Source organism: Amycolatopsis umgeniensis (genome assembly GCF_014205155.1).
Lineage (GTDB): Bacteria > Actinomycetota > Actinomycetes > Mycobacteriales > Pseudonocardiaceae > Amycolatopsis > Amycolatopsis umgeniensis.
Map to the genome: position 1 here is coordinate 8210278 of NZ_JACHMX010000001.1, position 22151 is coordinate 8232428.

At 67.8% G+C, this 22151-nt stretch carries 21 protein-coding genes; 14 read left to right on the top strand and 7 right to left on the bottom strand.

The window, feature by feature from the left end; translation table 11 throughout:
- Window positions 1–31: 31 nt before the first annotated feature.
- From HDA45_RS37850 to HDA45_RS37890, 9 genes are read left to right on the top strand one after another with little or no spacing between them, the layout of a single operon-like run.
- Window positions 32–358 (top strand): TcmI family type II polyketide cyclase, encoded by a 327-nt coding sequence (locus tag HDA45_RS37850; RefSeq protein WP_184903660.1) that lies wholly within the window; start codon window positions 32–34, stop codon window positions 356–358.
- The gene (locus HDA45_RS37855) at window positions 355–1626 is read left to right on the top strand and encodes a beta-ketoacyl-[acyl-carrier-protein] synthase family protein (RefSeq protein WP_184903662.1); all 1272 of its coding nucleotides are present in this window, start codon (window positions 355–357) and stop codon (window positions 1624–1626) included. Before HDA45_RS37850 ends, HDA45_RS37855 begins: the two co-directional genes overlap by 4 nt.
- Window positions 1623–2879, top strand: a complete 1257-nt coding sequence (locus HDA45_RS37860) for a beta-ketoacyl synthase N-terminal-like domain-containing protein (protein ID WP_184903664.1) — start codon at window positions 1623–1625, stop codon at window positions 2877–2879. The genes HDA45_RS37855 and HDA45_RS37860 overlap by 4 nt, the downstream gene beginning before the upstream one ends.
- Window positions 2866–3126: a phosphopantetheine-binding protein gene (locus HDA45_RS37865; RefSeq protein WP_184903666.1), complete on the top strand. Its 261-nt coding sequence runs from the start codon at window positions 2866–2868 to the stop codon at window positions 3124–3126. The genes HDA45_RS37860 and HDA45_RS37865 overlap by 14 nt, the downstream gene beginning before the upstream one ends.
- 38 nt (window positions 3127–3164) lie before the next feature.
- On the top strand, window positions 3165–3950 hold the full coding sequence (fabG, locus tag HDA45_RS37870; RefSeq protein WP_184903668.1) for a 3-oxoacyl-ACP reductase FabG: 786 nt from the start codon (window positions 3165–3167) through the stop codon (window positions 3948–3950).
- 25 nt (window positions 3951–3975) lie between these two features.
- A complete protein-coding gene (locus tag HDA45_RS37875; RefSeq protein ID WP_184903671.1) occupies window positions 3976–4920 on the top strand; it encodes an aromatase/cyclase in 945 nt (314 codons plus the stop codon).
- Window positions 4921–4924: 4 nt separating this feature from the next.
- Complete coding sequence (locus tag HDA45_RS37880; RefSeq protein WP_184903673.1) at window positions 4925–6379, top strand: FAD-dependent monooxygenase; 1455 nt, start codon at window positions 4925–4927, stop codon at window positions 6377–6379.
- Window positions 6376–7344, top strand: coding sequence for an NAD-dependent epimerase/dehydratase family protein (locus HDA45_RS37885; protein ID WP_184903675.1), 969 nt, complete (start codon window positions 6376–6378; stop codon window positions 7342–7344). Before HDA45_RS37880 ends, HDA45_RS37885 begins: the two co-directional genes overlap by 4 nt.
- A 48-nt stretch (window positions 7345–7392) precedes the next feature.
- Complete coding sequence (locus tag HDA45_RS37890; RefSeq protein WP_184903677.1) at window positions 7393–8697, top strand: nucleotide sugar dehydrogenase; 1305 nt, start codon at window positions 7393–7395, stop codon at window positions 8695–8697.
- A gap of 122 nt (window positions 8698–8819) precedes the next feature.
- Here the strand turns inward: HDA45_RS37890 and soxR are convergent, their stop codons facing one another.
- On the bottom strand, window positions 8820–9281 hold the full coding sequence (gene soxR / locus HDA45_RS37895; protein WP_184903680.1) for a redox-sensitive transcriptional activator SoxR: 462 nt from the start codon (window positions 9279–9281) through the stop codon (window positions 8820–8822).
- Between the two features lie 116 nt (window positions 9282–9397).
- Between soxR and HDA45_RS37900 the strand changes: the two genes are divergently transcribed.
- Both HDA45_RS37900 and HDA45_RS37905 read left to right on the top strand, forming a co-directional pair.
- A complete protein-coding gene (locus HDA45_RS37900; RefSeq protein WP_184903682.1) occupies window positions 9398–10765 on the top strand; it encodes a DHA2 family efflux MFS transporter permease subunit in 1368 nt (455 codons plus the stop codon).
- A 24-nt stretch (window positions 10766–10789) separates the two neighbouring features.
- Window positions 10790–11974 (top strand): glycosyltransferase, encoded by a 1185-nt coding sequence (locus HDA45_RS37905; protein ID WP_184903684.1) that lies wholly within the window; start codon window positions 10790–10792, stop codon window positions 11972–11974.
- Between the two features lie 9 nt (window positions 11975–11983).
- Here HDA45_RS37905 and HDA45_RS37910 read toward each other — a convergent pair whose 3' ends face one another.
- The 6 genes from HDA45_RS37910 to HDA45_RS37935 form a co-directional block, all read right to left on the bottom strand.
- Window positions 11984–12904, bottom strand: coding sequence for a LysR family transcriptional regulator (locus HDA45_RS37910; RefSeq protein ID WP_184903686.1), 921 nt, complete (start codon window positions 12902–12904; stop codon window positions 11984–11986).
- Between the two features lie 178 nt (window positions 12905–13082).
- A complete protein-coding gene (locus HDA45_RS37915) occupies window positions 13083–13883 on the bottom strand; it encodes a phytanoyl-CoA dioxygenase family protein (protein ID WP_184903688.1) in 801 nt (266 codons plus the stop codon).
- A gap of 147 nt (window positions 13884–14030) precedes the next feature.
- Complete coding sequence (locus HDA45_RS37920) at window positions 14031–15362, bottom strand: hypothetical protein (RefSeq protein WP_184903690.1); 1332 nt, start codon at window positions 15360–15362, stop codon at window positions 14031–14033.
- On the bottom strand, window positions 15337–16566 hold the full coding sequence (locus tag HDA45_RS37925) for a hypothetical protein (RefSeq protein WP_184903692.1): 1230 nt from the start codon (window positions 16564–16566) through the stop codon (window positions 15337–15339). The genes HDA45_RS37920 and HDA45_RS37925 overlap by 26 nt, the downstream gene beginning before the upstream one ends.
- The gene (locus tag HDA45_RS37930) at window positions 16563–17807 is read right to left on the bottom strand and encodes an MFS transporter (RefSeq protein ID WP_184903694.1); all 1245 of its coding nucleotides are present in this window, start codon (window positions 17805–17807) and stop codon (window positions 16563–16565) included. Before HDA45_RS37930 ends, HDA45_RS37925 begins: the two co-directional genes overlap by 4 nt.
- Window positions 17808–17894: 87 nt before the next feature.
- On the bottom strand, window positions 17895–19046 hold the full coding sequence (locus HDA45_RS37935) for an amidohydrolase (protein WP_221471345.1): 1152 nt from the start codon (window positions 19044–19046) through the stop codon (window positions 17895–17897).
- Window positions 19047–19255: 209 nt separating this feature from the next.
- On the opposite strand from HDA45_RS37935, the gene HDA45_RS37940 reads away from it, so the two are divergent.
- From HDA45_RS37940 to HDA45_RS37950, 3 genes are all read left to right on the top strand, one after another.
- A complete protein-coding gene (locus HDA45_RS37940) occupies window positions 19256–19738 on the top strand; it encodes a hypothetical protein (RefSeq protein WP_184903698.1) in 483 nt (160 codons plus the stop codon).
- A 303-nt stretch (window positions 19739–20041) separates the two neighbouring features.
- Entirely contained in the window at window positions 20042–20266 is a 225-nt protein-coding gene (locus tag HDA45_RS37945) for a hypothetical protein (RefSeq protein ID WP_184903700.1), read from the top strand.
- Window positions 20267–20787: 521 nt separating this feature from the next.
- Window positions 20788–22086 (top strand): serine hydrolase domain-containing protein, encoded by a 1299-nt coding sequence (locus HDA45_RS37950; RefSeq protein WP_246480927.1) that lies wholly within the window; start codon window positions 20788–20790, stop codon window positions 22084–22086.
- Window positions 22087–22151 lie beyond the last annotated feature (65 nt).

Consider the following 22151-nt stretch of genomic DNA (forward strand, 5'->3'; position numbering starts at 1 on the left):
GCCGAGCATCACGGTTCGAGGGGAACGCACGATGAACAGCACATTGATCGTGGCGCGTATGACGCCTGAATCCGGCGGGGAAGTCGCGCGACTGTTCAGCGAATTCGACACGACGGAAATGCCGCGGCTGATGGGGACGACGCGGCGACAGCTCTTCGCCTACCAGGGCCTGTATTTCCATCTCCAGGATTTCGAGAGTGACGGGGCGCGGGCGATCGACGGGGTGCGTTCGCATCCGTTGTTCGTGGACATCAGCAACGAGCTGAAGCCGTTCATCACCCCGTACGACCCGCAGACCTGGCGCTCGCCCGCCGACGCGATGGCGAACCCGTTCTACCACTGGACGCGATCGGAATGACCGCGCGCCGAGTCGTGATCACGGGGATCGGGGTACTGGCTCCCGGCGGGGTCGGTGCCAAGGAGTTCTGGAGCCTGCTCAGCGAGGGGAGGACCGCCACCAGGAGGATCTCGTTCTTCAACCCCGCGCCCTTTCGTTCGCAGATCGCCGCGGAGATCGCTTTCACGCCCGAGGCGCACGGCCTGAGCCAGCAGGAGATCCGCCGGACCGACCGCGCCGCGCAGTTGGCGATGGTGGCCACGGCGGAGGCCGTGGCGGACAGCGGGCTGGAACTGGACGAGGTCGCACCGCACCGGGTCGGGGTCGCCATCGGCAGCGCCGTCGGCGCCACGATGGGACTGGAGCAGGAATACCGGGTGGTGAGCAACGACGGCAGGCTCGACCTGGTCGACCACGAATACGCCGTGCCGCATCTCTACAACCACCTGGTGCCGAGTTCGTTCGCGGCGGAGGTCGCGTGGAAGGTCGGTGCCGAAGGGCCTGCCACGGTGATCTCGACGGGCTGCACCTCCGGCCTCGATTCGGTGGGCTATGCCTGCGAGCTGATCAGGGAAGGATCCGTCGACGTCATGATCGCCGGCGCGACCGACGCGCCGATCTCACCGATCACCGTGGCGTGCTTCGACGCGATCAAGGCGACCAGCCCGCGCAACGACGATCCAGAGCACGCTTCGCGCCCCTTCGACCGCACCCGCAACGGGTTCGTGCTCGGTGAGGGCTCGGCGGTGTTCGTCATGGAGGAGCTGGAAAGCGCCAGGCGCCGCAACGCCGACATCTACGCCGAGGTCGCAGGCTTCGCTTCCCGGTGCAACGCCTTCCACATGACCGGGCTCCGGCCGGACGGCCGGGAAATGGCCGAGGCGATCAGGGTCGCCATGGGCGAGGCCAGGATCGACGCCGAGGACATCGACTACATCAACGCGCACGGCTCGGGGACCAAGCAGAACGACAGGCACGAAACGGCGGCCTTCAAACGCGAACTCGGGCAGCACGCCTATCGGACGCCGGTCAGCTCCATCAAGTCGATGGTCGGGCATTCCCTCGGCGCGATCGGTTCGATCGAGATCGCGGCTTCGGTGCTGGCCATCAAGAACAACGTGGTGCCGCCGACGGCCAACCTCGAGCATCCCGACCCGGAATGCGACCTCGACTACGTGCCCCGGATCGCCAGGGAGTGGCGCACCGGCACGGTGCTCAGCGTCGGCAGCGGATTCGGCGGTTTCCAGAGCGCCATGGTGCTGACCGAGCCGGATCGGAGGGCCTCGTGAACTCGCCGGTACTGGTGACCGGGATCGGCGTGGTGGCACCGAACGGGCTGGGGGTCCGGGATTTCTGGGACGCGACGCTGTCGGGCCGCAGCGGCATCGGCGAGCTGAGCCGCTTCGACGCGACCGGTTACCCGGCACGGCTGGCGGGTGAGGTGCCCGGTTTCGTCGCCGGGGACCACCTGCCGACGCGGCTCCTGCCGCAAACCGACCAGATGACCAGGCTCGCCCTGGTCGCCGCGGACTGGGCTCTCGCGGACGCCGAGGTGGAGCCGGGCGAACTGCCCGAGTTCGGGATGGGCGTGATCACCGCCGCCACCGCGGGGGGTTTCGAGTTCGGTCAGCGCGAACTGGCGAATCTGTGGAGCAAAGGCGGCCGGTACGTGAGCGCGTACCAGTCCTTCGCCTGGTTCTACGCGGTCAACACCGGGCAGATTTCGATCCGCAACGGTATGCGCGGCCCCAGCGGCGTGCTGGTCAGCGACCAGGCGGGCGGGCTGGACGTGCTGGCGCAGGCGCGAAGGCAGATCCGCAAGGGGGTCGGCCTGATCGTCTCCGGCGGCGTGGACGGGACGATCTGCCCGTGGGGATGGGTGGCCCAGCTCGCCGGGGGCAGGCTGAGCACCAGTCACGAGCCCGAACGGGCCTACCTGCCCTTCGACGCCAGGGCGAACGGCCACGTCGCGGGTGAGGGCGGTGCGATCGTCATCCTCGAGTCCGAGGAAGCCGCTCGTGAGCGTGGTGCTGTGAAGAGCTACGGAGAACTCGCCGGATACGCCGCGACGTTCGATCCCCGAGCGGACCGGGGCGGGGAACCGGGATTGCGCCGCGCCATCGAGCTCGCGCTGGCCGACGCGGAAGTGACACCCGGCGACGTCGACGTGGTCTTCGCCGACGCCGCCGGGGTGGCGGCGCTGGATCGTGCCGAGGCGGACGCGATCCGGGCGGTCTTCGGGCCACGGGGCGTCGCGGTCACCGCGCCGAAGACGATGACCGGACGGCTGGGCGGCGGGGCAGGCGCCCTCGACGTGGTGACGGCGTTGCTGTCCATAAAGGACGGAATGATCCCGCCGACGATCAACGTGTCGCCGTCCGAAGACCACGAAATGGACCTCGTGGTCGGCGCGCCGAGGAAGGCCGCGCTGCGCACCGCCGTCGTCCTGGCCCGCGGGCATCACGGGTTCAACTCGGCCGTCGTGGTCCGTGCGGACGGCCGTCATCAGTACAGGAAAGGAGAACACCATGGCTCTCAGTGAATTCACCCTCGAAGACCTCAAACGCATCCTCCGGGAAGGAGCGGGGGAGGACGAGAAAGTGAGCCTCGACTACGGCGACATCCTCGACGTGAGTTTCGACTACCTCGGTTACGACTCCTTGGCGCTGCTGGAAACCAGCGGCCGCATCGAACGCGAGTACGGGGTTCTGCTCGACGAGGAGGCGGTCACCTCGGCGGTGACTCCCCGGAGCCTGCTCGAGGTCGTCCAATCGAGCCTGGCGGCCTGAGCGGACTCGTGTCCGCCGAACTTCGAGGAGGAAGCAGCATGGCCGAAAGCGGGAAGAAAGTCGCCCTGGTCACCGGCGCCACCAGCGGGATCGGGCTGGCGGTCGCCAGGAACCTCGCCGAGCAAGGGAACAAGGTGTTCCTCTGCGCTCGAAGCGAGGACGCCGTCGCGCTGACCGTGAAGCAGTTCCGTGAAGCCGGACTGACGGCCGACGGCACCACCTGCGACGTCCGTGCCCCGGAAAGCGTGCGGGCGTTCGTGAAGACGGCCGTCGAGCGGTACGGGCCGGTGGACATCCTGGTCAACAACGCGGGGCGCAGTGGCGGCGGGGTCACCGCCGACATCGCGGACGATCTGTGGTTCGACGTGATCGACACGAATCTCAACAGCGTCTTCCTGATGACCAGGGACGTGCTCGAGGTCGGCGGGATGCGGAAGAAGTCCTGGGGCCGCATCGTGAACGTCGCGTCCACCGCGGGCAAACAGGGGGTCGTGCTCGGCGCGCCGTACTCGGCCTCCAAACACGGTGTCGTCGGATTCACGAAGGCGCTCGGCAACGAACTGGCCAAGACCGGTGTCACCGTGAACGCGGTCTGCCCCGGATACGTGGAGACGCCGATGGCCGAACGGGTGCGCCAGGGGTACGCGCGGGCGTGGCAGACCACTGAGGACGACGTCCTCGATCGCTTCCAGGCGAAGATCCCGCTCGGCCGGTACTCCACCCCGGAGGAGGTCGCCGGGATGGTGGGCTACCTCGTTTCCGATCCGGCGGCCTCGGTCACCGCGCAGGCGATCAACGTCTGCGGCGGTCTCGGCAACTTCTGAACATCCGACAACGCGAGGGAAGAACATGGCGCCGCAAGAGAACCGGAAGGTGCAGCACGAGATCAAGGTGGCCGCGTCCGCGGAATCGGTCTACCGGCTCGTCGCCGAAGTGGAGAACTGGCCGCAGGTGTTCCCCCCGACCGTCCACGTCGAACACGAGGAGCGCGGCCGGACGGACGAGCGGATCCGGATCTGGGCCACCGCCAACGGTGAGGCCAAGACCTGGACCTCGCGCCGCAGCCTGGATCCGGCGGGCCTGCGCATCGAATTCCGGCAGGAGGTCTCCCAGCCCCCGGTGGCCGCCATGGGCGGCGCCTGGGTGGTCGAACCGGTCTCGGACGGACACTGCCTGGTCCGGTTGTTCCACGACTATCGCGCGGTCGGCGACGATCCGGAGAACCTGGCTTGGATCGACAAGGCCGTCGACCACAACAGCAACGCCGAACTGGCCGCTTTGAAGGCCAAGGCGGAGCTGGCCGCCGCCTCGTCGGATCTGCTGTTGTCCTTCGAAGACACCGTGGACGTGCAGGGCTCGGCCGCGGACGTCTACGACTTCCTCGACGAGGCCCAGCTGTGGTCCGAACGGCTGCCGCACGTGGCCCGGGTGTCCCTGCGGGAGGACACCCCCGGTCTGCAGGTGCTCGCGATGGACACCAGGACGAAGGACGGTTCGGTGCACACCACCGAATCGATCCGTGTCACCTTTCCCCGGCGGAAGATCGTCTACAAGCAGATCGTCCTGCCCGCGTTGCTGGATCTGCACACGGGGGAGTGGGTGCTCACCGAGAACGGCGACGGGGTGACGGTGACCTCCCGGCACACCGTGGTGATCAACGAGGCCAACATCGAAGCTGTCTGCGGCACGCGGGCCGGTGTGGCCGAAGCGAGGGAGTTCGTCCAGAGCGCGTTGAGCGGCAACAGTTTGGCCACCCTCGGTCATGCCAAGCGTTACGCCGAGGGGCGGCGCTGACCCGATGGACGCCGAAGTCATCGTCGTCGGCGCGGGTCCTGTCGGGTTGATGCTCGCGGGCGACCTGCGTTTCGCGGGAGCGGACGTCGTCGTGCTGGAGCGGCTCGTCGAGCCGACCGGAGAGTCGAGGGCGTCGCAGCTCGGCGCCCGGACCATGGAATTGTTCGACCAGCGTGAGCTGGTGCACCGGCTGGCGGCGCCGGAGCGGCAGCGGACGGGCCATTTCGGTGGACTGCCGCTGGACGTCGGCGGGCTGGACAGTCCCTTCGCGGGGAACTGGAAGGTGCCGCAGTACGAGACCGAAGCCGTACTGGCACGGCGCGCGGTCGAGCTCGGGGTCGACGTGCGCCGGGGCGTCGAGCTGACCGCGGTGACGGAACGGGCCGATCGGGTGGACCTGGAAGCGAGCGGCGCCCAGGGACGGATCCGGTTGAGCGCCCGCTATCTGGTCGGCTGCGACGGCGGGGAGAGCACGGTGCGGGAGCTCGCCGGCTTCGCTGTCGCACGCGAAGGCGTGACGAGACAACTGCTCCGTGCGGACGTCGCGGGGATCTCGGTGCGGGATCGACGGTTCGAACGACTCCCCGCCGGGCTGGCGGTCGCGGCCCGGCGAGGTGACGGCGTCACCCGGATCATGGTGCACGAATTCGCCGATGACGCGAAAACCGTTCGTGGCGAACACAAGTTCACCGAACTGGCTGAAGCCTGGTTCAGGGTGACCGGAGAAGACATCGGTGACGGCGTGCCGATCTGGGTCGACGCTTTCGACAACGCCTGCCATCTGGTGACCGATTACCGCGAGGGCAGGGTTTTCCTGGCGGGCGATGCCGCGCACGGGCAGATGCCGATCGGCGGCCAGGCGTTGAACCTCGGCCTCCACGACGCGGCCAACCTCGGCTGGAAGCTGGCGGCGCAGGTGCGGGGCGGGGCCCCGGCCGGATTGGCGGACAGCTATGACGACGAACGCCGTCCGGTGGCGGTATGCACCCAGAACGACGTGCGCGCGCAGGAATTGCTGCTGCTCGGCGGGCCGGAGGTGGAGTCGGCCCGACAAGTTCTCGCCGAACTGCTGGCATACGAGGAAGTTTCCGCCACCCTCGCCGGATCGGCGAGTGGACTGAACCTCCGGTATTCCCCAGGTGATGGACATTCGTTGCTCGGGAAGAGGTTGCCTCCGGCGGAGTTGACCGTCAAGCTGGGGAGTACCACCACGACCGCGTTGTCGCGGTCGCCGAAGGGGTTGTTCCTCGACCTGTCGCAAGGGCAGGTCTCCGTGGACCCGGTGCCGGGATGGTCGCATCGGGTGCGCGCGGTCGCCGCCACCCGGCCCCAGGACGGGCCACTGTCCGATGTGGACGCACTGCTGGTGCGCCCGGACGGGTACGTCTGCTGGGTGGCCGGTGGGGAGATCGCGCTCGAATCCGCGTTACGAACCTGGTTCGGAAAGGAGCGTCCATGATCGGCAGTGAAGGTCGTCCTCGGCGAGTGCTCGTCGCGGGCGGTGCCGGTTTCATCGGTGGTCACCTGTGCGCGCGTCTGCTCGCGGCGGGCCACACCGTACTGTGTGTGGACAATCTCAGCACGGGACGACGGCGAAACCTCGACGTGCTGACGGAAACGGAGCGATTCGACTTCGCCGAGGCGGATATCGTCGACGGCCTCGTGGTCTCGGGTCCATTCGACGCGATCGTCAACCTGGCTTCTCCGGCCAGCCCGCCGGACTATCTGAGAGCGCCGATCGAGACCTTGCGGACCGGTTCGGCGGGCACGCTCGCGTTGCTGGAACTGGCCCGTGCCAAGGGCGCTCGCCTCGTGCACGCTTCGACCAGCGAGGTCTACGGGGATCCGTTGGTGCATCCGCAGACCGAGGACTACTGGGGCAACGTCAATCCGATCGGGCCGAGGGCCGTCTACGACGAAAGCAAGCGTTTCGGGGAGGCCGCGTGCGCGGCGTTCGTGCGGGAGTACGGCACGAACTGCGGAATAGTCCGGATCTTCAACACCTACGGGCCCGGCATGCGCTCCGACGACGGGCGGCTGGTGCCGAACATGATCATGCAGGCGCTCGCGGGTGAGCCGCTCACGATCCACGGATCGGGGGAGCAGACCAGGTCGTTGTGCTATGTCGAGGACACCGTGGACGCACTCGTCCGGATGATCGAACGCGATCATCGCGGCCCGGTGAACGTCGGCAATCCGGTGGAGTTGTCCGTGCGCCGGGTGGCGGCCCTGGTCAAGGAACTGATCGGTTCCGCGTCCTCACTGGAGTTCGTGCCTGCCATGGTCGACGACCCGCGTCAGCGCAGGCCGGTCATCGACCTCGCCGCACGGGAACTCGGCTGGACGCCTCGTACGGAACTGCGGGAGGGCCTGCGCCGGACCATCGCCTTCTTCGCCGGTGAGCGGGAAGCACTCAGGAGCTGACAAGACCGTCGACAACGGTCGATCGAGAGGGACTTGGGGGGTGGATCGGTGTCAGAACGGCAGATCGTCGTGATCGGTACCGGTTATGTAGGGCTCACGACAGGGGCGTGTCTCGCCTCGTTGGGGCACCGAGTGGTGTGCGTCGACATCGACGCCGCGAAGATCGATCAGTTACGGGCGGGGCGGATCCCGATGCTGGAACCCGGCTTGGCCGACCTGGTGCTCGAAGGCCAGGCGAACGAACGCCTCGAGTTCACCGTGGACGGTGACGACGCGGCGGCCACGGCGGAGTTCCTGTTCCTGTGCCTGCCGACACCGATGGGGGCCGACGGCGGCGCGGACCTGTTCGCGACCGAGACCGCGGTGGCGCGGATCCGGGACCTGCTCCCGGTCGGCTGTGTGGTGGTGAACAAATCCACGGTTCCGGTGGGAACGGCGGTGCGCATCGCGGAACTGCTCGACCGGCCGGACGTCGCGGTGGTGAGCAATCCGGAGTTCTTGCGGGAGGGCAGCGCGGTCACCGACTTCCTGCGGCCGGACCGGATCGTGGTGGGCGCCGACGTACCGGCGGCGGGGGAACGGGTGGCGGGCCTGTATTCCCGGCTGCCGTCGCCGATCCTGGTCACCGACACGGCGAGTGCCGAGCTGGTCAAGTACGTCGCGAACTGTTTCCTCGCCATGAAACTGTCCTTCGTGAACGCCGTGGCGGAACTGTGCGAACGGTTCGGCGCGGACGTGGACGAGGTGCTCGACGCCGTCGGACGCGACCCCCGGATCGGGCACGCCTACCTGCGGCCGGGGCCGGGATGGGGCGGTTCCTGCCTGCCGAAGGACAGCGAAGCGATGCTGCGGATGGCCGAGACCGCCGGCTTCCCGTTCCCGCTGCTGCGGGCCACCATCGACATGAACGCGCGGCAGCGGATGCGCGTCGTCGCCAAACTGGCCTCGGCACTCGGCGGTTCGCTCGACGGCGTCCGTATCGGCCTGCTCGGCCTGACCTTCAAGGCGGGCACGAACGATCTCCGGGATTCACCGGCGCTCGCCGTCGCGGATCTGCTCGCCGACAGAGGCGCCGAGCTCCTCGGCTGCGATCCGACGGTGGCGGGCGGGACCAAGGTGGGTGGCATCACCGTGGTCGACGATCCCTACGAGGTCGCGGAGGGCGCCAAGGCGCTCGTGCTGTTGACCGACTGGCCGCAGTTCCGCACGCTGGATTGGTTGCGCATGGCCAAATTCCTCGACGGCACGGTGGTGCTGGACACGCGCAACCAGCTCGACCCCGAGGTGCTCGACGGCGTGGGCCTCGTGTGTCACGGCATCGGCCGGTCGCTCTCGCCGTCCGTGCGATCGTGAGCGGCGGCCTGTGGCGATGTCGCGAAAGCCACTTTCGGGACATCAGACGTCCCGAAAGTGGCTTTCGCGACACCCGAGCTGACGTATCGGGCACCGAACAGTGCCATCACGCTACCTTTGCCTTACCCGCTCTGACCGCCGAAGCGCCGTGCCCCGCTGCCGTCCCGGCCGAGGACGTCGTCGGGATTCGACAGCTTGCATTGCCGCAGCGAGAGACAGCCGCAACCGATGCAATCGTCGAGACGGTCGCGAAGGCCCTGCAACATACCGATGCGCATGTCGAGTTCCTTCCGCCAGCTCGTGGACAAGCGGGCCCAGTCCTTGGGGGTCGGTGTGCGGCCGTCGGGAAGGTTGTCCAAGGCGTCGCGAATCATCGTGAGGGAAATGCCGACTCGCTGCGCCGCACGGATGAACGTGACGCGGCGCAGGATGTCGCGATCGAAACGGCGCTGGTTTCCCGCGGTCCGCCTGCTGGTGATCAACCCTTGGCGTTCGTAGTGGTGCAACGTGGCGACGGTGGTTCCGCACCGCTCGGCGACCTGGCCGACGGTGAGTTCCTTGAGGGAAGTGTGCACCTGTGGCATACGGGCGATCATACCTTGACCTCATGTTGACTTGAGGTTGCAAGCTGCTCACGGAGACACCCGAACAATTCGATCACCGGGAAGATGAAATGGGTTCGAGGATATTACCGCTTTTGGTGGCGGCGCAATTCCTGCTCGTGCTCGACAGTTCCGTGGTCAACGTGGCACTGCCGTCCATTCAACGGGATCTCGCCTTCTCCCCGGAAACGTTGTCGTGGGTGGTCAACGGCTACAGCCTGACCTTCGGCGGGTTGCTCCTGCTCGGCGGCAGGCTGGCCGATCGGCGTGGCCGCAAGCTGGTGTTCGGAGCCGGCGTGGTGCTCTTCGGTGTGGCCTCCCTCGCCGGCGGTCTGGCGCCGACGAGCGAGTGGCTGGTCGCCGCCCGCGCGGCACAGGGCGTCGGGGGCGCGCTGGTGTCCCCGGCCGCGTTGTCGTTGCTGACCACGACGTTCGCGCCAGGTCCCGACCGCAATCGCGCGCTCGGGATCTGGGGTGCCGCGGTCGGGGCGGCGGGGGCCGTCGGAGTGCTGCTCGGTGGCGTGCTGACCGCTGGGCTCGGCTGGCGCTGGGTGCTGCTGATCAACGTCCCGGTGTGTGTCGTGCTGCTCGTCCTCGCGCGCCGTGTGGTGCCGTCGAGCAGGCCCGGGGCCGGTGATTCGGATTTCGACGTGCCCGGTGCGGTCAGCGTGACCGCGGGGCTGGGCCTGCTGGTGCTCGGGCTGGTCGGGGTGCCTCAGCACGGCTGGGGGTCACCGGTGGTGCTGGCCGAACTCGCCGGCGCCGTGGTATTGCTGGCGGCGTTCGTGGTGATCGAGGCCAGGGCACGGTCACCGTTGTTCCCGTTGGCCGTCTTCCGGCGGCCCGCCGTCCGCGGCGCGAACATCGTCTGCCTGTTCTGCTTCATGGCACTGCTGGGGATGTTCTATTTCCTTTCGTTGTACCTGCAGGAAAGTCTGGGCTTCGACGCGTTGCTGGCGGGGCTGTCCTACCTTCCGCTGGCGTTGAGCATCCTGGTCGCCGCCAACCTGGCCGGTCGCGCGGTGTCGCGGTTCGGCGTGCCCACCACGTTGTGCGCCTCACTGGTCGTGTTCTCGGCTGGCCTGTTCTGGTTCTCCTTCCTGCCGGTGACCGGCGGCACCTTCGCCGGAGCCGTACTCGGCCCTTCGATACTGGCCGGGTTCGGATTCGGCGGGGCCGTCGTGTCGATCACCGTCGCCGCCGTCGACGACGCCGGACCCGACGAGGTGGGGCTCCTGTCCGGGTTGATCAACACTACTCAGCAGGTCGGCGTCACGCTGGGGCTCGGGATCCTGGCCTCGGTCGCGGCCGCGAGCACGGCGGCGAGTACGGCCGGGCAGCCGATCGCGGTGGTCGAGGGCTACCGCACGGCATACCTGGTGGCGTCGGGGTTCGTGCTGGCGGGCGCGCTCGCGACCCCGCTCGTGTTCCGCGGCGCCGAGAAGACGATCCGATCACGGACCTGAAGAATTCCAATCTGGGGAGAAGACATGCGCATCCTGATCACCACACCACCCGGCCTCGCCCACCTGTTCCCGCTGGTGCCGCTGGCCCACGCCGCCCAGACCGCGGGGCACGAGGTACTCGTCGCCAACGGCGGCTCGTCGGTCGACGCCGCGGTCCGCGCGGGTCTGGCCGCGGTCGACGTCACCCCGGATCGTGACGTCGAGGCGCCCTACGAGCAGCTGGCCGAAGCGGCCAAAGACCTCACGTTGTCGCCCCCCGAGCTGATGACCCAGGTGGGGACGCGCTTCGGGCAGATCAGCGAGCTGATGCTGGACGGCATCGTGCGGGCCGCGCGGCGATGGCGGGCGGACGCGGTGCTGTACCCGCCGGCGCTGCCCGCCGGGCTGCTCGCCGCCCGGATCGTCGGCATCCCCGCGATCCTGCACGGTTTCGGGCTGCGCAGGCCCACTTTGGAACCCGCGATGCGGTGGCTGAGCGAGGCCGCGGCCGAGTGGGGGGTCCAGGAACTCCCGAGGGATCCCGACCTCGAGGTGAACATCAGCCCGTCCGTCGTGCAGGCGGCTTCGGCCACGCCCGATTCCGTGCGGACCGCGCCGCCCACCGGCGAGACCCTGGACATGCGGTACTGCCCGAACAACGGTGGCGCCAAGCTGCCGTGGTGGTTGTTCGAGGATCGTCCTCGTCCGCGCGTCGCGGTCACGCTCGGCTCGCTGTCCTCCACCGCGGGCGAGGGTGAGCTCCTCGCGGCGGTCGTCCGGGGCGCGGAGAAGCTCGATGTCGAGCTGGTGCTGACCCCGGTCCCGGCGGATCTCGCGGCGCTGCCGAAGCCACTGCCGGACTACGTGCGCAGGGTGGACTGGCTGCCGGTGTCCACATTGCTGCGGGGCTGCGACGCGATCGTGCATCACGGCGGCATGGGGACGACCTTCGTGGCGTTCGCCGCCGGGGTACCCCAGTTGATCGTCCCGCACCTCGGGGATCAGCCGTACAACGCGAGGGTGGTGGAGCAGTGCGGCGCGGGAACCAGCCTGCGGCTCGCCGACGCCACCCCGCAGAGCGTCGAGAAGGTGCTGGGCCAGCTGCTCGACTCGCCGGGCTACCTCGAGCGGGCCACGGCGATCGCGACGGAGATGGCGGCGATGCCGAGTCCACATGAGGTGATCGCTCGCGTGGCCGAGGTCATCGGCGAAAAGCGCTCGGCCCGGTGACGAAACCCGCTACCCGTGCTTGCGCAACGCTTCGATGACCGTGGTGAGTACCGGTGATCTTTCCGCGCCGGCGCGGATGGCGGCGTAGATGTTGCGTTTGGGCGGGTTGTCGCGGACGGAGCGGACCACCAGGCCGTCACGGTGGCAGCGCACGCCGAGCCGGGGCACCAGGGCCACCCCGGCCCCGGCCGCGACGAGCGCTGTCACGCCTTCCCATTCGTTGCAGGTGTGGTGGATGTCCGGCATGAAACCGGCGGTGGTGCAGCTGGCGATGGTCAGTTCCGCGCACGGTCCGTCCGGTACGGTCGTCACCCAGCGGTCGCCGGCGAATTCCTCCAGCGCCACCGGTCCTTCACGCTGTGCCAGGGGATGCGTGTCCGGCACCACGAAATCGAAGACGTCACTGGCCAGATGCGTCCGGTGATACCGGGAATCCCTGCGCGGCGGCGCGAGCCGGTAGTCGATCGCGATGATCAGGTCGAGGGTGCCCACGTCGAGGCTGGTGTAGCACTCGGGGGCTTCGACCTCGCTGATGTCGAGGCGCAGCCTGCTCGCCGTCCGCTGCAGGTCGGCGAGCGCGGGGGCGACCAGTCCGATGATCGCCGTGGAAAACGCCCCGATCGCGACCTGGCCGATCGGTTCCTCGTTGTAACTGGCCAGATCGGACCGTGCCGCCTCGATCTGGGCGTGAATGGTGGAGGCGTGTTCGAGCAGCACCATCGCCTGCCCGGTCAACCGGACTCCGCGTCCGTGCTTGCTCAGCAGCGGCACGCCGACCTGTCTGGCGAGGGTGGCCAATTGCTGGGACACCGCCGACGGAGTCAGGTGCAGGGCTTTGGCCGTGGCCACGACCGTTCCGCGCTCCCGCATCTCCCGCAGGACCTGGAGCCGTCGCGCGTCAACGATCACGTCCATGCTGGTGGATTCCATGAACGAAGCATAGAGAATTTCGAACATGGTTCGCGCGATTATCGTCCTGTTCTCGCCCGGCCGGAGCCAAATGTTGCGAATTCAGGAGAAAATTGCCCACCAAATCACGATTTCGAGTGACGTGATGCCGGACGAGGGTCCGGCATCACGTCACTCGATCGGTGCGAGAATAGGTGCCTCAGCCGAGTGCGGCGTAAGACTCCGTCAGCGGTGTGAAGTCGCGGGCCGAAAGCCAGTCCGGCCGCGTGCCGCGGGAGAGGTCCACCTTGTTCTCCACGCTGTTGTAGGTGATCAGCAGCAGGCCGCGGTCGCGAGGGGAGATGTTCGGAACGGAGCTGTGCGGGATGTTGGCGTCGAACCACAGCACCGAGCCGCGCGGACCCTTCGGGGCGACCATGCCGTTGCGATCGACCAGTTCGCGGATCATGTCGATCTCGAGCGAGTACTTGAGGCTCGCGGTCAGGGTGCTTGCCCAGCCCTCGCCCTGGACCTCGGCCTCGATCATGCCGCCGTCGTGTCCTCCCGGCACGAGGATCAGCGGCCCGTTGAACTCCGTGACCTCGTCGAGGAAGAGCGCGGCCGACAACGCGCGGGGGGCGGGCATCCCGTCCTCGTGGTGCCAGAACGTGTAGTCCTGATGCCACTCCCACACCTCGCCCTTGAACGCCCGCTTCGCGTTGATCTTGAACTGGTGGACGTACACGTCGTCCTGCAGCAACTGCTTGGCGATCGGGAGCAGGCGGGGCGAGCGGACGAGCTTGCCGAACACCTCGGAATAGAGATGGCAGCCATGGACGCCGCGGACGATGTCGGTGTCTTCCTCGACCGTGACGCGTTCGCCTCCCGCGGCGAACTCCTTCGCGGTTTCGTCCCGCACGATTTGCATCTCCTCTTCGGAGAAGACGCTTTCCTGAACGAGGTATCCGTTGGCCCGGTATTCGTCGACCTGGGCAGGGGATAGCGTGCTGTCGATTCCCATGAGCCATTTCCTTTCGGAATGGTGATTGTCTTCGGCAATTTTATCGACGGGCCGAGACGTAATCAATCGCCGTGGTCGGCGAAACCGCTTAAAATCCTTAGCGATTCGGTTTAAGAACAGCCTGAACGATTCCGGGAAAATCGTGGCTCACGGTTCGGCGAGCAGGCAGCTCAGCGTCGCGCTGATCTGGCCGCTGATGACTTCTTCGGTGTTCTCTGTCCACACGAACCGCGCGAAGCAGCCGGCCGGCCTTCCGCCGAAGGAGAACGGGCTGATCACCGAGTTGGCGGACACCCGCGTCACCGAGCCGGACTCGTGGAGCACGTCCACCGGGAACCGGACGGCCTCGACGAACTCCTGCGCCACGAAGTCCTTTCTGGACAAAGCGAGCTGGACCGTTTGCGCCCATTCGTCGGGAGTGCTCCTGGCGCCGATCGTGACCTCGCGCCCGGCCCAGCCGAAGGCGGTTTTGAGCACGAAACGTTCCTGGTACTTCAACAGCAGCTCGGGAAGGTCGTAGGACCGGTCTTGCCAGGTGGCCGTGCCGGGTCGCACCAACCTGGTCCAAGGCACGTAGCGATCGACGAAATCGCGCTCTTCCCGCGACATCCACGGCTGCCCCTCCGAGAGCAGGGCCAGCATCTTCTTGCTGTGCACCATGCAATAGCTGTACGAGGGGTAGAGCCGGAAACCGGCGGCCTGCACCTCGCGCACCGGATCGAGGTCGATGCCGAGTTCGTCGGCGTACTCCTCGACGGTGAACTGCGCCATGCCGACCCGGTAACGCAACGCTCCTCCCGGCCCGATCAGCCGGTCGAGCTCGTCCGGCTCGAAGTGCTCGGCCAAGACCCCGTGCCGTCGCAGGAAATCCGCCTGCACGTCGAAGTACTTCGTGGAGTAGCCGGGGCCGAATTCCCGGCAGCTGCCCACGATCGCGGCGGCGGGCGGAACGCCGAGGTCCGAACAGATCTCGGTGAAGTACCGGGCGATCGACGCGTAGGCGTCCGCCCCGACGAAGGCCGGCCGTCCGGCACGCTGCCGGACGCGCTGCCACGCATGCTGGAAAAGCTGGAACTGCACCAGGCCGCCGACGGCGCCATTGGCGTTCAGTTCCACGAACTTCGGGCCGTCCTCAGCGAGGACCACGTCGGCCCTGCCCATGTCGGCGTCGTGGGCCATTTCGAATTCTTCGTCACCGGTCGCCAGGACGTTGTCGTCCATCTCCAAGGCGGCCAGCCGTCCCGCCCTGTCCGGGGCGAGGTGCCGCACCGCCCGGCGTTCCAGCTCGAGCAGCCGCGACATGGCGTCGAGGAGTTCCCGATACGACTCGCGGGGTACCACGAACGGCTGGAGGGCGAACGGGAACCCGACGTAGGGGATACCGTCCAGCTCTTCGGTGAGAATGTCGGCCGTCTCCTTGTGGGACAGTCCGATCTCGGGCGGCTCTCTCAGATCACCGAACCAGGGTGCGCCGGTCAAGGCCGTCCTCCTTTCCTGTCGGCGGTGTGCACGGGTCCGTGGGGAGCCCGGCGAGGAATTCGTCGAGGTGCACCGTGCGATGTGTCCGCACGTTGGCGCAGCGATAGGGGAGTCCCCTGCGGGCCGGGCGTTCGTCGTCGTGGAAGTAGACCGCGCGCAGTTCGTCGCCGCCGAGCAGTTCCATCACCGGATGGGCCACCAGGTAGTCCCGGACCGCGGGGGTGTCCCTGGTCGCCGAGTACCACAGTCGCAAGCCGCCGAGGTGGTTGGGCGCGGGGACGGCTTCAGGCTGGAACTTGCGTTTCCACTGGAAGATGCCGGTGCTCAGCCAGGCTTCGGCGCCGCCGAAATCCACCGCTTCGACGGCGTTGTCGTGGCACCACCGCAACAGCAGGTGGTAGAAGGCGCGGAAGGCCCCGCTGTCGTAGTGCTGCTTGTCGGCGTCGAGCACGCCGAGCAGGCGGACGAGCATCGTCTTCCGGCGCGCCTCCCAGCGGCACAACCCTCCGGCGACCCTTTCGCCATCGCCACTTCTGACGAAGAACAGGGCTCCCTGGCGGAACAGGCATTCGTAAGCGACGTCCCTGGTCTCGCTCCTGGCGCGTTCGCCGTGCCGTGAACGCACCGTCGGCCGATGCATGCGTTCGTAGAAGTACTCGAACGACGCGGCGTCCTCGGCCCGTTCCAGCCGCCAGTCGTGTTCGCGCTGGTTCGCCTTGAACCTCTCCAGTTCCCGTTTGGACACTCGTTTGGTCAGCTCGGCCTCGGTCGTGTCGACCCTCACCACGAGATGCCGCCGGAACGGCAGGATGAGCGCGGAATCCCGGGGCAGCCGTTCCGCCTCGGCCGGGGAACAGGCGACGGCGACCAGGTCCGCGTGCGGGATGGCGGCCCCGGAGAGGAGTTTGGACCGGGGAACCCGGTAGTCGGTCGTGACGCCGGTGACCGGCCCCAGTTCGGCACGCTGCCGGTCGAGCAACTGGTAGATGATCACGAAGCCGTCGGGGATCCCGGCGTACCCGAGGGAAAGCGCGCCGTCTCCGGAGCCGGGTTCGGGGTAGGAGACGAAGGCGGGGAGCCGGCGTCGCGCGGTGCTGTCGTACCAGGTCCGGTAGCCGGAGAACAGGGGATCGCTGCTGTGGTTCCAGGTGTAGCCGGCGAGCGCGCGCCAACGCCGCACCGCCGATGACTTCGGTTGCCTCATGAGAAACTCGATTCGTCTTGGTGGCCTGCCCGGACCGGTTGTTCCCGCTTGTCGCGCAACGCCCAGCGGCCGACCAGGACCGTGGGGGAGCCGGCGACGACGAAGAGCCCGGCGAGCAGGATCCAGCCGCCGATTCCCCAGTCCACGATCAGCATGGTCATCAGTGCCGGTGCCAGCATCTGGGCCGCCGAGGTGCCCGTGTTGTACATCCCTTGGTATTCGCCGTGTGCCTCGTCCTTGGTGAGGCCGACGCTGAGGCCCCATCCGCTCGCGACGTACAGCAGTTCGCCGAGCACGTGCACGATCCCGGCCAGCAGCAACAGGACGATCACGAGCCAGCCCGAGCCGTGGTAGGTCGCGGCGAACAAGCCGCAGCAGGCGGCGAGTACGAGTCCACAGTAGACACCCAGCCGGGCCGCCCCCGGCACGGTCGCGCCGGATCGGCTGACCCTGGTCTGCAGCGTGATGATGCCCACCGCGTTGATCGCCGCGATGGCCCCGGCGATCCACATCGGTGCCTCGGTGTGGTTGGCGATCCACAAGGGGATCGCGGCGCCGCCGACTCCCCAGCACAGCGCGAGCACCGCGCTCAGCACGGTCATGACCATGAACGGCCGGTCGCGCAGCACGAGGACCTTCCGTTTCCGGTTGATGTCGCGCAACGACTGCACATGGGGTACCCGGTGGACGACCAGCGCGAAGACGAGGCTGGCGAGGCCGTGCACGAGCACCAGGCCGATATAGGCGGCCCTGGTGTCCAGGTTCAGGACGAGGGCGCCCACCCCGGAGCCGACCGCGAAGCCCGCGTGGGCCAGCACCCGGATCAGCGCGATACTGCGTATCCGGTCCGGTTCCGGGGCCAGGCTGGAAACAAGGGCGAGCCGGATGCCGAGGATGCTCCGTTCCGCCGCCGTCGCCACGCAGGCGACGGCGAGGAAACCCCAGAACTCGTGCACCCAGATGTAGCCGAAGGTGGAGAGTCCCTGGATGGCGCCCAGGACGATGAGCACCTCGCGGCTGCCCACGCGGTCGGCGACGAAACCGACCACGCTCCCGGTCAGCATGCCGAAGACGCCGGCGGCGGTGAGCCCGATGCCGACCTGCGCGGCCGAGAGGCCGAGAGAGCGGGTGAAGAAGATGGCCCAGCACGTGTACCACGCGCCGCCGCCGATGCTCAGGACGAGCGTGGCGGCACCGATCAACTCGGTGGCGCGGTTAGGCAACCGTAGGAATGCCAGCATGACCCTTGCCCGTGCTCGCGTCGCCATCGGATCGACCTGCTGTTCGCTGCACGCGCACCTCCACGAAGTAGAAGATCTCCGAACGGTTCAGCTCGGGCACACGGTTTCGAGCAACAGGCGCACGCCGGCCTCGATGCACCGCTCGTCCACGTCGAAGCCGCCCTGGTGCAGGTCGGGCACCCGGGTCTTCTCGGGGCCGCGGACCCCGAGCCGCGCCATCGCGCCCGGAACGGCATCGAGATACCAGCCGAAATCCTCGCCGCCGAGCGATTGCTCGGTGGTGACGACCGAGCCTGGGCCGAGCGCCACGAGCGCGGCCTCACGCAGCCGTTCTGTGTGTTCGGGGTGATTCACCACCGGCGGGACGCCGCGGTGGTAAGTGGTGGTGTACTTGACGCAGTGGGCCGAGGCGATGGCGGAGACGAGTTCCTCGATCAGTTCCGGTGCCCGCTGCCAGGTCTGATGGTCGAGCGCCCGGACGATCCCCTCCAGTTCGCCCTCCTGCGGAATGATGTTGGGCGCCGAACCGGCGCTGACCCTGCCCCAGACCAGGCTGACGCCGCTGCGCGGATCGAGGCGGCGGCCGAGGGAGGCGGGCACGTCGGCGGCGATCTTGGCGAGGGCGTAGACGAGATCGGCGGTCAGATGCGGCCGGGCGGTGTGCCCGCCCGGCCCGGTCAGCTGGACCAGCAACCGATCGCAGGCCGCCGTGATCGGGCCGGACCGCAGCCCGACCTTGCCGACCGGGAGGTTCGGATCGCAGTGCAGCGCGTAGGCGGCCCGCACACCGTCGAGTTCACCCGCCTCGAGCATGGCACGGGCCCCGCCCGGCATGACCTCCTCCGCGGGCTGGAACACGAGCCGGACAGCGCTGTCGAGCCGCTCTCGGCCGGCGAGCGCCAAGGCGACCCCGTACAGCACGGTGGTGTGCACGTCGTGCCCGCAGGCGTGCGCCACTCCCGGAACGGTCGAGCGATACGGCACGTCCTTTTCGTCGGAAACCCCCAACGCGTCGATGTCGGCGCGCAGCAGTACCTCCGGCGTCCCGTCGCCGACATCGCAGATCAGCCCTGTCCTGTTGGGCAGGGTTCTCGGCTCCAGCCCCAGCGCGACGAGCCGATCCCGCAGGAGGGCGGTGGTGCGATGCTCGGCCCACGACAGCTCGGGATGGCGGTGCAGATCCCGGCGAAAATCGATCAGCAGTCCTCGGTTTCCGCGTACCGGATCATTCGGATCCAAGATTTCCCCCAAGCTTCATGACTTCCATGATGAGGGGGCGGTGATCGGCAGGTCCAGCCAAACTTCTCGAAGGGAAACGGTAAGTGGGACCTTAAACGTCGCCACTCGCAGGCCTGGGAACAGAGTAGTTCTACTCGTGCGGAGCGACGGAGGCCCGGGCAAGCTCGGTGATGTCCGCTCACTGGGGGCGGCGTTCACCGAGGAGAACCATGAAGCTCCGTCATGCCTTCACCACGCTCGCCGTCGCCGCAGGTCTGATCGGCGTGTCCGCGCCCGTCGCGGCGGCCGACGAACCCATCGCGAGCATCGACTTCTCCGCCGAACAGGGTGCTTTCCCCGTCGACGGGAAGAGCGGGCACTGGGTCGGCTCGCCCGAGCACGAGGTGATGATCCGCGAGGTCGGCGACGTCTTGAGAGTGGACGCCGACGCCGACAACGGCCGGTACTACTTCCGGCTCGACTTCAGCGCCCCGTCCGGCGCGCTCGAGGTCGGCTCGTACGAACACGCACAGGGAGCCCACATCCTGGCGATCGCCACCGGTCTGGGCTGCACGGACGACTATTCGTCCTTCACGATCAGCCGCGTCGAACGTGGTGCCGCCGGACTCACCGCCCTCGACGCCACGTTCGAACAGCGCTGCGGCAGTCCCACCGCGCCGGCGTTGCGCGGCGAGGTCCACTACCGGCGTTGAGATCAGGCGAGAACCCCTCGGGGTCTCACGTCCGGCGTTGCGTCCGATGTGGACCTTTAGCGGTGTTGTGATGTCAGTGAAGGCCTCCTTGAGGGACCCTGGGTCTCTCAAGGAGGCCTTCACTGCGTTGTGATGGACCAGCCGCCGGCGAAACGGTCGAATTCAACGGCGGGGTGAAGCTTTCGGGAACGAGGCGCGACACGTCGCCGTCGTTTTCCTCCCGGAGGAGAAGGTGGCCGGAGCCGAATCGCGCGGAACCCTATTTACCAACGGGAGACCGATCCGGCAAGCGACGATGGTCGGGTGACCGGCGACGCCCATTCCGTTACAGGCAACCGGGTGAATATGGGAATTTCCGCTTTTCTCAAGATTCCGAAAGATCAACGACCCGGCGGAATCGAGTCATTCGCACGCGATGCACGATCCGGTGCACGTGCGGACGGTCGTGCCTCCCGGATGGTGGGAGTTCGATCGGGCAAGATCAAAGTGCTGTTTTCGCAGTTAATGGCGCCGCGGCCGGGAAGATGATGTTCCGCGCGCATCTTCTTCTGGTATTTCAGGTTTGAGCCGCCGCGCCGGTGGGAACCAGCAAGCGCCGCTCCCGGGCCGGTTTTCGACGGTGAGCGGCTTGAACTGGGAAAATGTGCGGAGAGGGGTTTGTTTGATTGTTCCGCCGGATGTGGCCGTCCGGTAGGTGAAACACCTGGTTCCACTTCTTCTTCGCGCGTCCGGCGATCGGCGGGCGCGCTACTCCCGTCATGTCCGTCGTTGCCGTGATCCGTGCCGTCATTTCAATACGTGGAGTGAATTGACAGCCGTTCAAGAAAATGGTTCCGGCGATGTAGTCACCTTGCGTCACGCCGGAGGCTTTTCAGTCGATCCGGGCTTCCCACCTTTGGCGGTACTGACGATCTCGACCGCCGGGCAGCGTGTTGTTTCCGGCCCACTGTGGACTTGATCCCGGAGGGCGGGGGGAGAGCAGGGATCGTGACGCGGGAGAAGCCGCGGTCAGCACTCATGGGTTCATGTCGAATGTGGAGGATCGAGTCATGCCGCCTATACGAGAAGGCTACGACCGTTCGAGCCGGAATCCGGTGACGGCAACGCACTTTCACGAAGTGCTGGCCCGGCTGGCCGGCGTGCACGGTGTGCCGGGGGCCCAGCTCGCGATCCTGCGGGACGGCACGAAAACAGTGGTCCAGACCGGTGTCGAACATCAAGAGAGACGGAGACCGATGGACGCGGCTTCGGCCGTGCCGATCGGTTCGATCACCAAACTGGCCACCGCCACGGTCGCGATGGTGCTCGTCGCGGACGACGACCTCGAACTCGATCAGCCCGCCGGAGAAGTGCTGGGTGTCACCGGACTCGACGACCGGTTCACCCCACGACGACTGTTGAGCCACACCAGCGGCCTGCCCTCCGATCCCGCCGACGTCACGGCGGCGTGCCTGCGCGAGGTTCGCGGGGCGGACCTCGTGTGCCCGCCGGGTTCGGCGTTCTCCTATTCGAATCTGGGATACGCGCTCGTCGGTTCGCTGATCGAGTCCGTGACCGGGATGACCTGGCGCGAAGCCGTCGAGGCGATACTCCTGCGTCCGTCGAAGATCGAGCCCGCGTACGCCGAGAGCCCGCGGACGGTTTCCGGGCACGGGCATGCCACCGGCCAGGGCGGCGCCCGCCCGATCGAGCAAGCCCTGCCCCCGCTGCTCGAACCCGCGGGCGCGCTGGCGCTCAGTGCCGGTGACCTCGTCGAACTCGGCCGGGTGCACCTGGGGAAGCCCGGGTTGCTCGACGTCGTGACCGCCGCGGACATGCACGGCCGGGTGCCCGGCGCCGAACCGTTCGGTCTCGCCGACGGCTGGGGCCTCGGCATCGCGCATTACGACGGCGAGGACGACGTCTGGCTCGGCCACGACGGCACCGCCGACGGCACCTCCTGTCACTTGAGGATCGATCAGGCGGGCGCCTGCGTGGTCGCGTTCACGGCGAACGGCGCCGCGGGTACGCGGATGTGGCAGGACCTGAGCACCGAACTGCGCGCGCTGGGCTTGGAACTCCCGGACCAGCGCCCGCGCGCGATCACCCGGCCGGTCCCGATCCCGGCCGGTGACTTCGGCACCTACCGCAACGGCGCCATCGACTACACGATCCGAGCCGACGAGGACGGTGGCACCGTTCTCGTCGTCGACGGCGAAGTCTTCCCCGACCTCACGCTGCACGAAGACGCCACGATCGCGGTTCGCGACCCGGCCACCGGCGACGCGACGCCCTGCGGCCGGCTGCGCGGCACGTCCGGTGAGGCGACCGCGATCGAAGTCGGCGGCCGTCTCGCCGGACGCCGCTGACCGCTTCCTCCCCGCCCGTCCCCTTGCCCACCCCGGTGGGATTCCTTGTTGTGCCTGGAAGGTGC

What these genes read in the sequence shown, in the direction of transcription:
- HDA45_RS37850 (WP_184903660.1), top strand. Translation starts at nt 32, where the DNA reads ATGAACAGCACATTGATCGTGGCGCGTATGACGCCTGAATCCGGCGGG.
- HDA45_RS37855 (WP_184903662.1), top strand. Translation starts at nt 355, where the DNA reads ATGACCGCGCGCCGAGTCGTGATCACGGGGATCGGGGTACTGGCTCCC.
- HDA45_RS37865 (WP_184903666.1), top strand. Translation starts at nt 2,866, where the DNA reads ATGGCTCTCAGTGAATTCACCCTCGAAGACCTCAAACGCATCCTCCGG.
- fabG (WP_184903668.1), top strand. Translation starts at nt 3,165, where the DNA reads ATGGCCGAAAGCGGGAAGAAAGTCGCCCTGGTCACCGGCGCCACCAGC.
- HDA45_RS37875 (WP_184903671.1), top strand. Translation starts at nt 3,976, where the DNA reads ATGGCGCCGCAAGAGAACCGGAAGGTGCAGCACGAGATCAAGGTGGCC.
- HDA45_RS37880 (WP_184903673.1), top strand. Translation starts at nt 4,925, where the DNA reads ATGGACGCCGAAGTCATCGTCGTCGGCGCGGGTCCTGTCGGGTTGATG.
- HDA45_RS37885 (WP_184903675.1), top strand. Translation starts at nt 6,376, where the DNA reads ATGATCGGCAGTGAAGGTCGTCCTCGGCGAGTGCTCGTCGCGGGCGGT.
- soxR (WP_184903680.1), bottom strand. Translation starts at nt 9,281, where the DNA reads ATGCCACAGGTGCACACTTCCCTCAAGGAACTCACCGTCGGCCAGGTC.
- HDA45_RS37905 (WP_184903684.1), top strand. Translation starts at nt 10,790, where the DNA reads ATGCGCATCCTGATCACCACACCACCCGGCCTCGCCCACCTGTTCCCG.
- HDA45_RS37910 (WP_184903686.1), bottom strand. Translation starts at nt 12,904, where the DNA reads ATGGAATCCACCAGCATGGACGTGATCGTTGACGCGCGACGGCTCCAG.
- HDA45_RS37915 (WP_184903688.1), bottom strand. Translation starts at nt 13,883, where the DNA reads ATGGGAATCGACAGCACGCTATCCCCTGCCCAGGTCGACGAATACCGG.
- HDA45_RS37925 (WP_184903692.1), bottom strand. Translation starts at nt 16,566, where the DNA reads ATGAGGCAACCGAAGTCATCGGCGGTGCGGCGTTGGCGCGCGCTCGCC.
- HDA45_RS37930 (WP_184903694.1), bottom strand. Translation starts at nt 17,807, where the DNA reads ATGCTGGCATTCCTACGGTTGCCTAACCGCGCCACCGAGTTGATCGGT.
- HDA45_RS37940 (WP_184903698.1), top strand. Translation starts at nt 19,256, where the DNA reads ATGAAGCTCCGTCATGCCTTCACCACGCTCGCCGTCGCCGCAGGTCTG.
- HDA45_RS37950 (WP_246480927.1), top strand. Translation starts at nt 20,788, where the DNA reads ATGCCGCCTATACGAGAAGGCTACGACCGTTCGAGCCGGAATCCGGTG.